Raw genomic sequence first — 12,011 nt, forward strand, 5'->3', positions numbered from 1 at the left:
GATTACCCCAGTTTCACGCGTGGATCGATCAGCGGATAGATGATGTCGATCACGAAGACCGCGGCGGCAACCGCGATGATTGCGATTGTGGTGACACCGAGAACGAGGCTGTAGTCGCCGGAATAAATGCCGGAGATCAGAAGCTTGCCGATCCCGGGATAGTTGAAGACGAACTCGACGATGACGGCGCCGCCGAAGACATTGCCGAGACTGAGTGCCAGGCCGGTGACCTGCGGCAGCATGGCGTTGCGCGCCACATATTGCGAAAAGATGCTGCGCGAGCGCACGCCGCCAAGTTCGGCATAGACGACGTGATCGTCGGTGACGATGTTGGAAACCAGCGAGCGCATCGAGATGAACCAGCCGCCGATGCCGACGAGCACGAGGGTCAGGGCCGGCAGGATGCCGTGTTCGATCACCGAGCTGATGAAGGCCCAGTTGAAGGCCGGCGCGAGATTGACCTGCGCGCCGTCGCTGATCGGCAGGATCGGCCAGATGAAACCGAAGAGGATCACCAGGCTGAGACCGATGATGTAGGTTGGGATCGGCTGCAGCGCCATGATGACGATGCCGGCAACCTTCAGCAGCTTGCTGCTGCGGAAATAGCCGGCAAGCGCGCCGAGAAAATTGCCGATGATCCAGGAAATGATCGTTGCGAGCGTCAGAAGCCCGACGGTCCAGGGCAGCGCCCGGCCGATAACGGTCATCACGGGGGTCGGAAAAGACGAAAGCGACGGGCCGAAATCGCCGGTCAGGACACGGCCCCAGAAGGTGAAATACTGCTCCAGCAGCGGGCCGCCGGTGCCGTAGAGCTCGCGCAGCGATTCGCGGAGGATTTCGACGGCCTGCGGATCGGTGGAACCGAAGCTCGTCAACAGCGATACGGTCTGCTCGATCGGATCGACCGGCGAAAAATGCGCGATCAGGAAGGCCAGCGTGATGCCGGTGAAGACCACGAAGAGAAATTGCAGAAAGCGTTTTGCCGCATAGATCAGAAAGCCGTTCATGACATCGACCCTTCAATAGCAGAACGGAAACAGCCGGCGGCCGGCTGTTTCCTTTGTTGTGCCTCGATCAAGGCTTCGGCGCATCCGGATTGGCCTTCAGCCCGACCACCATGTAGCGAATGTTCGACCAGTTCGGACCCGAAGCCGAATAAGGATTGTCCGCGCTCGGATAGTTGGTCCAGTAGGTCGTATCGAGCGGCGCGAACTTGTTGTAGGCCATCAGCGGGATCATCGGCATTTCCTCGACGGCGAGCTTCAGGAAGTCCTGGCCGAGTTTGGCGACATCCGGCGAATCGAAGGCGATCGATCGATTGCGCTCGATGATCTGGTCGAGACGCTGATCCTGCCAGCGCTGCAGATTGCGCGGCGGCTGGATCTGCCCGACCGGCTTGATGAACTCCGAATGATAGCTGTCGAGGAAAAAGGAGAGGTCGGGATGACCGCCCCAGGTCTCGATGCTCCAGTAGATCGCCGTCTCGAAATCGCCGGTGCTGAGGCGCTGGCCATTGGTCGGGCCGGCAACATCGACCTTGGTGGCGATGCCGGCTTGCGTCCATTGCTGGGCAATCACCGTGCCGGCGCGGGCAAGCGTCGGGATGGCATCGCCTTCCACCTGCAGGCGGATCGTAAAGGGCGTGCCGTCAGGCTTCACCCACTGGCGACCGCTCTTCTTGAAGCCTGCCTTCTGCAGCAGCTCGGTCGCAGCCTCAACGTCCTTTTTCCACCAGCCGAAGCCGAAGGTACGCTGCAGCTTGGCCGGATCGGTCGGGATCTGATCGGCCCATTGGCTGCGCACCATATTGGCGATCTGCGCCGAGATGTTGGGATCGTAGGGCTTGATCTTGCGGGATCCGGTGTCGAGCTCGAAATTCGTCAGCCAGTCCTGCATCGGTGCGTAATAGTCGTCCGGGGCAGAACCCGTCGGCGGCGTGGCAAGGGCGGCGATATTGGCCGCGCCGCGATAGGAGCCGAGCGCCACTTCGCGGATATCGATCAGCAGAGCGAGAGCCCAGCGCACGTCCTTATTGTCGAAGGGCGCCTTCTTCGTATTGAAGAGAACGGAAGGCAGCGTCGGGTCCGGATGCGCGAAAGGGAAGCCCTTCAGCCAGGATGCCGTGCTCTTGCTGTCACGCATGATCGAGAACATGCCCTCGGGCGCCATGTCGTTGATGACGTCGAGATTGTGGTTGCGCTGTTCGATGACGCGAGCTTCCGGATTGCCGGCGGCACGATAGACGACGTACTTGACCTCGGGCGGTTGTGCTGCAGCCAGGCCGATCGACGTGCGCTGCCAGTCGTCGCGCAGCTTCCAGATCGTCCAGTTGCCGCCCTTGTCATAGCTTTGCAGCTGGTAGGGCCCGAGTGAAACCGGCGGATTATTGTTGAAGGACAGCGGATCTGCGGCCTTCTCGAAGACGTGCTTCGGCATGATCCAGGCGGCATTCCAGCGCACCGTGAAAAGCGTATGGAAGCGCGAGTTCGGCTTCTTCAGATGGAAGACGACCGTCTGCGGATCCGGATTTTCGATGCTCGCGACATTGACGGTGAAGGGCGCGCTCCAGGCCATGCCGGGATGATCGATCTGCGTCTGCACGGTATAGACCACGTCGTCGCTGGTGAATTCGACGCCGTCGCTCCAGAAGATGCCCTTGCGCAATTTCACCGTCATCTCGGTGAAATCGGCGTTATAGCTCGGCGGTTCGCTGGCCAGCGCATTCTGCCAGGCATCCTTGCCGCCCTCGGGATTGATGAACCACAGCGTATCGGTAGTCAGCTGCTGCAGGCCGTTGAGGTTTGCCGCCGCCCCGCCGCCCGGAGCCCAGACGTTGAACCAGTCGGCATTCTGCTGCGGCGTACCCTGGATGATCAGCGTTTCATTGCGCGGTATGCCGGCAATGAAATCCTGCGCAAATGCCGGAAGGGCCATGAGCGACAATAAGGCAATGGCTGCATATTTACGGAACTTCATCGGATGTTCCTCCTCCTCAACTCGCCGCAGCGAGCGCTTCCCGTAATCAATTGACGATGGCGTCCAGCGAACCCCTGCCTGCGCGTGCCGCAGGGCACATGCACTCCTCGGCGGCGGGCGAACTCACGCGATAGTTATCGACAATTTTTTGAGAAACGGCAACTGATAATTTTGCAGACTATAAAAAATAGCGCATTTTCAGGCATTTTAGATGAGCGGTGATGATCTGCTTTTTTATATTATTGACAAAGTGAGCGTTTGGCTTAGCTTTTGCGGCGAGCGCGGCACCCTCCCAAGAGGCCGTACTTCATCACCAGACAGGTCGGCTGCTTTCGGGAGGAGGCTTTGGCATGACCGTTCAAGAGGACACCAGGATGAGCAGCCCCTATGACGTGACAATCTCCGTTCACGCCAACCGGCCAACCGGCAAATACCAACCCTTGTGGAACTGGTTCGGTTACGACGAGCCGAACTACACCTACTCCCCGCACGGCAGGAAGCTGCTCAAGGAACTCACCGAGCTCAGCCCCGAGCCGCCCCGCATCCGCGCGCACAATCTTCTGACCAGCGGCGATGGCCTGCCTGCCCTCAAATGGGGTTCGACCAATGCCTATACCGAGGACGCGAACGGCAATCCCGTCTACGACTGGACGATCATCGACAAGATCTTCGACACCTATGTCGAAGCCGGCAACATTCCGCTGATTCAGATCGGCTTCACGCCCGAAGCGCTCTCCGACTTCGACGGCCCTTATCGCCACCAGTGGGAGCCGGCCGACAAATACGCAACGATCACCACCGGCTGGACGGCCCCGCCGACGGACCTGAAGAAATGGGGCGACCTGATCGAAGCATGGGCGCGCCATCTCGCCGAAAGATATGGTGAGGACGTCGTTTCACGCTGGCCGTGGGAAGTGTGGAACGAGCCGGACGGCCACTATTGGACCGGCACCATCCCACAATTCTGCGAAATGTATGACGTCAGCGCCAAGGCCTTGAAGCGCGCTTTGCCGAAGGCTCGCGTCGGCGGGCCGCACACCTGCGGCGCCTTTGCCAATGAAAAGGCCCAGACCTTCCTGCGCGCCTTCCTCAAGCATGTCGTCGACAACAAGTCGCCGATCGATTTCCTCGCCTTCCACGCCAAGGGCAATCCGGTGATCTATGAGGGTCACGTGCGGATGGGCCTGCACAAGCAGCTCCGCGACATCGAGACGAACCTTGCCATCATCAACGAATTTCCGGAACTCCGGCATCTGCCCGTGGTGATCGGCGAATCTGATCCGGAAGGCTGTGCCGCCTGCTCCGCACGCGTCCATCCACAGAACGGCTATCGCAACGGCCCGCTTTACGGCGTCTATGTCGTCGAAAGCATGATCCGCACCTATGAGCTTGCAAGACGCGCCAACATCCACATCGAAGGCGCAGTCACCTGGGCCTTCCTCTTCGACGACCAGCCCTATTTCGACGGCTTCCGCGATCTTGCCACCAACGGCGTCGACAAGGCTGTCCTCAACGGCTTCCGCATGCTCGGCAAACTCGGCGGCGAATGGCTGGAATCGGAAAGCGATTATCGCCGCGACATCGATGATATTATGAGCCATGGCGTTCGCGGCAAGCCCGATGTCAACGTCGTGGCGACCCGCGACGACAAGGGCGTATCCATTCTCCTCTGGCACTACCACGACGATGATGAAGCCGGGCCGTCCGCCGATATCACGGTCAATCTCGACGGCTGGGACGACACGTCCGCCTCGCTCAAACATTTCAGGATGGACGAGGAGCATTCCAACGCTTTCGGCGTCTGGAAGGCGATGGGCAAGCCGCAGAATCCGGCCGGCGAAGATTATGCCAGGCTGGAAGCCTCGGGAAAACTCGCCGAGATCGAAGGTGAGGCAACGGCTAAGGTCGATGACGGCAAGATCACCCTCAAAGTCTCCCTACCGCGTCAGGGCGTGTCTCTCCTGCGCCTCGATTGGTGAGCCGGTAGGCGAAGGGAGCGCAATCGAAAGTTTGCGCTCCCTTTCAAGACCAGCCCGGTCAGTTCTCGCTGACATAGGCGAGATAACGCTTCTTGCTCGGCTGCAGATGGTCGACGCAGAGCTGGGCGAGAACCCAATTATCCCCACCACGCAGCATCTCGATCATCAGCCGGTGATGTTCGTGCGAGATGCGCAACGACTCCTTGCTCGACATCGAATTGGCGCGCACCGGCAGGCTGAGCCGCATATAGAGCTCGATCGATTGCACCAGATGCGCATTGCCGCAGGCGCCGAAGAGCGTCAGATGGAATTTGTCGTTGGCCTCGTGCACACCCCTGAGATAGCCGGATTCGATGTGGCGGCCATGCTCTTCGTGCAGCACCAGCAATTCCTCGATCAATGCCTCGGGCGCCGGCAGCTTTATCCACAGCGCCGCCTGCCGTTGCAGCAGTTCCCGCACGTCGTAGATTTCCTGGACCTGGCGAGCCGTCAGCGAGCGGACGGTCGCCCCCTTGTTGCGCTCCCGAACCACGATGCCCATCGTCTCGAGCTGCACGATCGCCTGCCGGGCGAAATGGCGGGTGACGTGAAAGCGGGCAAGGAGCGTGTCTTCGGTCAGACGGGTTCCAGGCGCCAGGCGCCCGAAAATGATGTCCTCCTCCAGCGCGCGGGCAATACTTAAATCATCATGCTCGATGCCGTCTTCGCGGCTTTCGTTGAGCGTCTGCAATGTCATCTCCTCTGACGGCGGTGGGCCATGTTACAGTGGATTGCGGTCCGGGTCGAACCGGCTCAAGCGATAGATATCCTCAACGAGAGCAAGCGTTTTGATGTTATCGTCCGGCGATGTCTCCATCGCCGCCCTTCCATCGAGGCTGTCGAGGAAATGCGCAATGGTCGCGTCATAGGCGCCCTGGTAGGTCTCGTCAGGATCGAAGCTCTCCCGGCGCTGCTGCGCACCCTCGGCCGAGAGCAGATTGCCGCTCAGTTCGAGCGTGCCGCGCGTCCCGAAGATGCGCAGGTGATCGCGCGGCGTCGGCGGCGCGCCATGCGCGGCGAGATTGGCATTGATGGTGACGAGAACGCCTTCGCTCGTCCGGCGCAGGACGACGCTTGCGACATCCTCCGCGACGATATCGCGATTGCTCCTCTCAAGCCGAGCGCTGACCACCTCCATCTCGCCCAGCAAATATCTCAGCGTATCGAGATGATGGATCATGACTTCCATGACCAGCAATCGCTGCTGCGTCCGCAAAAACGGCTGGCGCACCAGAGCCGGCCTTTTTCCTTCTGTATCCGCGATCATGCCGCTGGACAGGAATTCGAACTGCACCTGGCGGATCTCGCCGGCAAGCCCCTCGTCGAGCCACGCCTTCAGCCGCCGATAATAAGCGCGGAACCGCCAGTTCTCGTGGATCATCAGTCTGCCCCTGCCGGAAAGACCTGCCAGCAGCTCGACCGCATCGCGGTAGGAAGGTGCCAGCGGCTTCTGGCAGATGATATCGAGGTCCTTTGCCGCCGCCAGCCGGACCAGTTCGACATGGAACTCCCGCGGCGCGCAGATATCCACGGCATCGAGCCGCTCGGCATCCAGCATCGCCTGCGCGCTCGTATAGTGGCGCGCGACATCGAAGGCGGCAAGCCGGGCTGCGATGGCGCTCGGCGACGGGTCGGCAATCGCCACGACCTCGGCCCTTTCCGATTGCCGCATCCATGCAGGCAGATGGTAGGCGCTGACCCAGCCGGCACCGATAATGCCGATACGCCGTCGTCTCGTTCCCGTCATGGCGCGCTTCCTCTGCATTCTGTCTCATTTTATCAATAATCTATCCGGCTTCGTCACAAAAGCCAATCGTTCGATTATCGAAGGAAAGTGCTAATTTCGCAGATTCCCACTGTATTGTATGGTGATCGCCGAAGAAATCCAAAAATACGATACAGTGACGCCATCTTATTTATTGACAATCACCCGTATCCCTCTACGCTGACACCACGGCCATGGATCAATTTGGCGAGGGAGGAACAGGTTTGTCGAACGGTCTTCGTCGCAAGCTGACGAGTTACGGCGATCAGGGATTCTCTCTTTTCCTGCGCAAGGCATTCATCAAGGCCATGGGTTATTCGGACGATGCGCTCGACCGTCCGATCGTCGGCATCGCCAATACCTACAGTGATTTCAATCCCTGTCACGGCAATGTGCCGCAACTCATCGAGGCAACCAAGCGCGGCGTGATGCTGGCGGGTGCGATGCCCATGGTGTTTCCGACGATCTCGATCCATGAGAGCTTTGCATCGCCAACCTCGATGTATCTGCGCAACTTGATGGCGATGGAAACGGAAGAGATGATCCGCGCCCAGCCGATGGATGCTGTCGTCCTGATCGGCGGTTGCGACAAGACCCTGCCGGCCCAGATCATGGCGGCGGCCAGCAGCGAGATACCGGCGATCTTCCTTCCGACCGGTCCAATGGCCGTCGGCCACCACAAGGGCGAACGGCTCGGCGCCTGCACGGATTGTCGCCGTTTCTGGGGACGCTTCCGCGCCGGAGAGATCGACGAGGCCGAGATCGCTGAGGTCAACAACAAGCTGGCCAGCTCGATCGGCACCTGCACAGTGATGGGCACGGCGAGCACCATGGCGAACCTGACCGAAGTCATGGGTCTCTGCCTTCCCCGCGCCGGTTCGGCGCCCGCCGTCGAATCCGAACGGGTTCGCCTTGCCGAGGAGACGGGCCGTGTCGCGGCGCGTCTCGCCATGGATGAGGCCGCACCGACGGTGCGCGATATCCTGACGCCGCAGGCAATCCGCAACGGCCTCGTCGCGCTGCAGGCGATGGGCGGCTCGACCAATGCCGTCGTCCATCTTGCCGCGATAACCGGCCGCCTCGGCCTGCGCCTCGACATGGCCGAACTCGACCGGCTGGGCCGAAGCATTCCCCTGCTCGTCGACCTGCAGCCCTCCGGTCAGCATTACATGGAGCAGTTCCACGAGGCGGGCGGCGTCCCGGCATTGTTGAAGGCGGTGCGCCATGAAATCGACGGCAGCGCCCCGACGGTCTACGGCAGAACGATCGGCGAAATCATCGACGATGTCGTTGACGAGCCGCGCCAGACCATCATCCGCACCGTCGAGAAACCGTTGAAGCCGATCGGAACGATCGCGGTCCTGCACGGCAATCTTGCGCCGCGCGGCGCCGTCATCAAACAATCCGCCGCCTCCAAGGATCTGCTCCAGCATATCGGCCGCGCCGTCGTCTTCGATTCCGTCGAGGATATGACGCTGCGCATCGACAGTGACGATCTCGACGTCAACGCCGACGACGTTCTGGTTCTGCGCAATGCCGGGCCAAAGGGTGCGCCCGGCATGCCGGAAGCCGGCTATCTACCCATCCCCCGCAAGCTGGCGCGGCAGGGCGTGAAGGACATGGTGCGGATTTCCGATGCCCGCATGAGCGGCACGGCCTTCGGCACGATCATCCTCCATATCGCCCCTGAAGCCGCCGATGGTGGCCCTCTGGCGATCGTCCGTACCGGCGATCACATTCGCCTCGACGTCGAGGGCCGGCGCATCGACCTCGATATCGACCAGGCGGAATTCGATCGCCGCATGCTTGAAGTCGTCAACCGGCCGTCCCCTGCCCCGTCGCGCGGCTATGCCAAGCTCTATCAGGAGCGCGTGCTCCAGGCTGACGAAGGCGCCGATTTCGATTTCCTGCAAAGCGAGGAGATCGACGCGCGATGAGCGCCGCTGATATGGAGGCACCGCTTTGCCTGCCCCGCCGGCCGCTGACGCGGCTGCCGCGGGCCGCACTGCCGGAAGGCACGATCGATACGCATTTCCACGTCTTTCGCGCCGGCGCTCGGCTCAATACCCCACGCAGCTACACGCCTGACATTGCGACGATCACCGACTGGATCGAATTCTCCGGCAGCCTTGGCATCGCCAGAGGCGTTTTGGTGCAGCCAAGCGTCTATGGCCTCGACAACAGGGTGCTGCTGGAGGCGCTGGCCGCCTATCCAGATCGTCTGCGCGGCATCGTCGTCATCGATCCCGAAACCGCGGAGACCGAAATCGAGCGGCTCGACCGGCTCGGCGTGCGCGGCGTGCGGATCAACACGCGCAACAAGGGCGGCCTCCCGCTCGCCGCCGCCAGGACATTGGCGGAAAGCATTGCCCCTCTCGGCTGGTCGCTGCAATTGCAGATCAATCCCGAACAACTTCCCGATATCGCGGCAACCCTGTCCGGCATTCGCCTGCCCATCGCCATCGATCATCTCGGCTTCATTCCGCTTGCCACGGAGACGAGATCACGGCATGTCGATGCGCTGAGAAGGCTGATGGACGCGGCTGATACCTATGTCAAAGTCACCGCGCCCTACCGCTTGACGAAGGACATGAACGATCAAGGTTTCGCCGAAGTCGGCCGCGCCCTCGCCGCCACCCACGCAGAAAGGCTGCTCTGGGGCAGCGACTGGCCGCACACCGAATTGTGGGACGGCATGCCCGATGACGCCGAGCTGATCGAGACCATGCAAGCCGCCATCGACGATCCCGCGATGGCCGAAAAGATTTTTGTTCGAAATGCCGAAGCGCTGTTCTTCGGCCGCTGACTTGGAGAGTAGGAATGGCCAGACTGACCGAAGATGCCAAGGGCGTCTATGTGATTGCCGTAACCCCCTTCACCGATGACGGCGCGCTCGATCTCGCCAGTATCGACAGCATGGTCGATTTCTACGAGGGTGCCGGCGTCACCGGCCTGACGGTGCTTGGCCAGCTCGGCGAGGCTCCGAAGCTGACCGCCGAGGAATCGCGGACAGTCGTCGAACGGGTGCTGAAGCGCCTCGACGGGCGTCTTCCCGTCGTCGTCGGCGTTTCGGCGCCAGGGCTTGCGCCGATGAGCGAACTCGCCGAAGCCGTCATGGGTGAGGGTGCGGCCGGCGTCATGGTCGCGCCGCCCTGGACCGTCAAGACCGACGATCAGGCTTTCGCCTTCTACCAGTCGGTCGGCGAGGCCCTGGGCGATACGCCCTTCGTGCTGCAAGACTATCCGCTCACAACCAATGTGACGATTGCGCCCAAGGTCATCGAGCGCATCGTCAACGAGGTGCCGAACTGCGTCATGCTCAAGCACGAGGATTGGCCGGGTCTTTCGAAGATCTCGGCACTTCGCGCCGCCAGCGACAAGGGCGCCATGCGGCGCATCTCGATCCTTTGCGGCAATGGCGGGCTTTTCCTGCCCGAAGAGATGGGCCGTGGCGCCGATGGCGCAATGACCGGCTTTTGTTATCCTGAGATGATGGTGGGCGTCGTCGAGGCCTATGCCGCCGGAAATCCCGATCGCGCCCATGCGATCTTCGATGCCTATCTGCCGCTCGCCCGCTACGAACAGCAGCAGGGCATCGGCCTTGCCTCGCGCAAATACGTGCTTGCCAAGCGCGGCGTGATCAAGTCCGCCACCCTGCGCAAGCCAGGCGCCAAGCTCTCGGCGCTTGATATTGCCGATGTCGAGCGGCTGCTGGCACGTCAGGCCATCCGCCTCAAGGAGATCGGGGCGTGACGCACCGGCGCAAATCCGAAGCCGCTGGATCATCGCTGTGGCGGTGCAGCTCGAGCAGATGGCTATGTCCATCTCGTCCGTGGGGTTGAAACCCGAGCGACTCCCAGAACCTCGCCGCAGCATCGTTTCCCGCATGAACGGTGACGATGCTGCAGCAGGAACGCGCATGGTCGAGCAGAGCCTGGGCAAGCATCCGGCCGATGCCGCGCCCGCGCATTGCAGGACGAATGTAGAAACGCCGCATCCGCAACGCCCCTGACATTACGGAGTCGACGGTCATGCCGCCGATGCCGATGAGCGCATCATCGACATAGGCGCCAAGCAGCCTTTCGCCGTGATGTTCGAACCTGATATCGCCGGCCGACCATTCGTCGATAAGGCGGGCGACATGGCGATAGCCTTCCCGCCGGGCCTCGCTTTCGAGACCTGCCATCTCCTGCGGCAACCGATCGCGGAGCCTGCGGATATCAATTGTCATGGCAATGCCGATGGTTTTAGATTGCAGGAACCGGAATCTCGCGGCGCGGCGCCGCAGCCGGCAGGCCGACCGGCACGAAACTCGCGTCACCATCTCTAGCCATGTCGTGCACTGTATGTTTCTCCAGCGCCTTCGTCACCTCGTTGAGGTCGCCGTCCAGATGTTCGGCCGGAATGAGATTGCCGATGACGAAATCGAAGCGGTCGCCGCGTTTGTTCAGCAGTTCGTGAAAGACAGTCATGTCGCGAAGCTCCGTCGACCATTTCGCCAGCCAGTAGAACAGCCCCGAATTGCGTGCCGTCATATGGATGGGAAGGATCGGCAGATTGTATTTGCGCGCAAGCCCGACGGCCGAGGTCTTCCACGGACGTTCGTTCAGCCGGCCGTTCGCCCAATAGGCGATGCGGCCTGAGGGAAAGAGCACTGTCGCCTTGCCTTCCTTCACCGCATGGTTTGTCAGCTGCAGCGTTTCGCGCGCTTTCAGCTTGCTTTTATGCTCCTCCCGCCATTCGACGGGAATGATCATCTCGGCAAACCGTGGATTGACGCGGATGGCATCGCGATTGGCAAAGAACATCATGTCCGGCCGGCGCGCTTTCAAAAGATCGAACACGGCAACGCCGTCGGCGATGCCGGTCGGATGGTTGCTGACGAGGATGAAGCCGCCGGTATCAGGAATGCGTTCGCCGTTGGTGATGCCGATGTCGAGTTTCAGCATGTCGCTCATATATTCGAACGACTGGAAGCCCGGCATTTTGGCGACCGCATTGGCGAATTCGAGCGCCTTGTTATAGCGCAGCAGTGTGTAGAGGAACGGCCGCATGACCGGCCAGAGCGGATTTTTCACGATCCTCTGGCCGCGTTCGGCAATCAGCGTATCGACGATATGACCGGGCTTTCCCTGTGAAACGAGAGCGATCGCTTCCGCGAGCTGTCCGAAAGCCGTCATGGAATCGCGCCGTGCCATGAAAGATCCTGTTTATGGGGTATAAGCTATCGCAGTAGAATATGATCGAAGGAT

10 protein-coding genes are annotated in these 12,011 nt (G+C 61.1%); 4 read left to right on the top strand and 6 right to left on the bottom strand.

The annotated features are described in order from the left end of the window. Positions 1 to 2: 2 nt before the first annotated feature. Both J3P73_RS22855 and J3P73_RS22860 read right to left on the bottom strand, forming a co-directional pair. On the bottom strand, positions 3 to 1,007 hold the full coding sequence (locus tag J3P73_RS22855; RefSeq protein WP_003543481.1) for an ABC transporter permease: 1,005 nt from the start codon (positions 1,005 to 1,007) through the stop codon (positions 3 to 5). A 67-nt stretch (positions 1,008 to 1,074) separates the two neighbouring features. Beyond that, positions 1,075 to 2,976, bottom strand: coding sequence for an ABC transporter substrate-binding protein (locus tag J3P73_RS22860; protein ID WP_130692916.1), 1,902 nt, complete (start codon positions 2,974 to 2,976; stop codon positions 1,075 to 1,077). A 350-nt stretch (positions 2,977 to 3,326) separates the two neighbouring features. On the opposite strand from J3P73_RS22860, the gene J3P73_RS22865 reads away from it, so the two are divergent. Continuing rightward, on the top strand, positions 3,327 to 4,955 hold the full coding sequence (locus J3P73_RS22865; RefSeq protein WP_130656540.1) for a GH39 family glycosyl hydrolase: 1,629 nt from the start codon (positions 3,327 to 3,329) through the stop codon (positions 4,953 to 4,955). Between the two features lie 58 nt (positions 4,956 to 5,013). Here J3P73_RS22865 and J3P73_RS22870 read toward each other — a convergent pair whose 3' ends face one another. Both J3P73_RS22870 and J3P73_RS22875 read right to left on the bottom strand, forming a co-directional pair. After that, on the bottom strand, positions 5,014 to 5,685 hold the full coding sequence (locus tag J3P73_RS22870; protein WP_018069051.1) for a GntR family transcriptional regulator: 672 nt from the start codon (positions 5,683 to 5,685) through the stop codon (positions 5,014 to 5,016). 30 nt (positions 5,686 to 5,715) lie between these two features. Beyond that, the gene (locus J3P73_RS22875) at positions 5,716 to 6,741 is read right to left on the bottom strand and encodes a Gfo/Idh/MocA family protein (protein ID WP_130692918.1); all 1,026 of its coding nucleotides are present in this window, start codon (positions 6,739 to 6,741) and stop codon (positions 5,716 to 5,718) included. A 242-nt stretch (positions 6,742 to 6,983) separates the two neighbouring features. Here J3P73_RS22875 and J3P73_RS22880 point away from each other — a divergent pair, with 242 nt between their 5' ends. The 3 genes from J3P73_RS22880 to J3P73_RS22890 are packed head-to-tail and all read left to right on the top strand — an operon-like array spanning position 6,984 to position 10,512. Next, positions 6,984 to 8,696 (top strand): IlvD/Edd family dehydratase, encoded by a 1,713-nt coding sequence (locus J3P73_RS22880; protein WP_018069053.1) that lies wholly within the window; start codon positions 6,984 to 6,986, stop codon positions 8,694 to 8,696. Beyond that, on the top strand, positions 8,693 to 9,565 hold the full coding sequence (locus tag J3P73_RS22885; RefSeq protein WP_018069054.1) for an amidohydrolase family protein: 873 nt from the start codon (positions 8,693 to 8,695) through the stop codon (positions 9,563 to 9,565). Before J3P73_RS22880 ends, J3P73_RS22885 begins: the two co-directional genes overlap by 4 nt. A 14-nt stretch (positions 9,566 to 9,579) precedes the next feature. Continuing rightward, positions 9,580 to 10,512: a dihydrodipicolinate synthase family protein gene (locus J3P73_RS22890; protein ID WP_024323378.1), complete on the top strand. Its 933-nt coding sequence runs from the start codon at positions 9,580 to 9,582 to the stop codon at positions 10,510 to 10,512. Here J3P73_RS22890 and J3P73_RS22895 read toward each other — a convergent pair. Then, positions 10,493 to 10,990, bottom strand: a complete 498-nt coding sequence (locus J3P73_RS22895) for a GNAT family N-acetyltransferase (RefSeq protein WP_130675853.1) — start codon at positions 10,988 to 10,990, stop codon at positions 10,493 to 10,495. The two genes, J3P73_RS22890 and J3P73_RS22895, sit on opposite strands and share 20 nt — an antisense overlap. A gap of 16 nt (positions 10,991 to 11,006) precedes the next feature. Continuing rightward, positions 11,007 to 11,957 (bottom strand): GNAT family N-acetyltransferase, encoded by a 951-nt coding sequence (locus J3P73_RS22900; protein WP_024323380.1) that lies wholly within the window; start codon positions 11,955 to 11,957, stop codon positions 11,007 to 11,009. Positions 11,958 to 12,011: the final 54 nt, after the last annotated feature.

This window comes from Rhizobium ruizarguesonis, from assembly GCF_017357285.1.
Classification (GTDB): Bacteria; Pseudomonadota; Alphaproteobacteria; order Rhizobiales; family Rhizobiaceae; genus Rhizobium; species Rhizobium ruizarguesonis.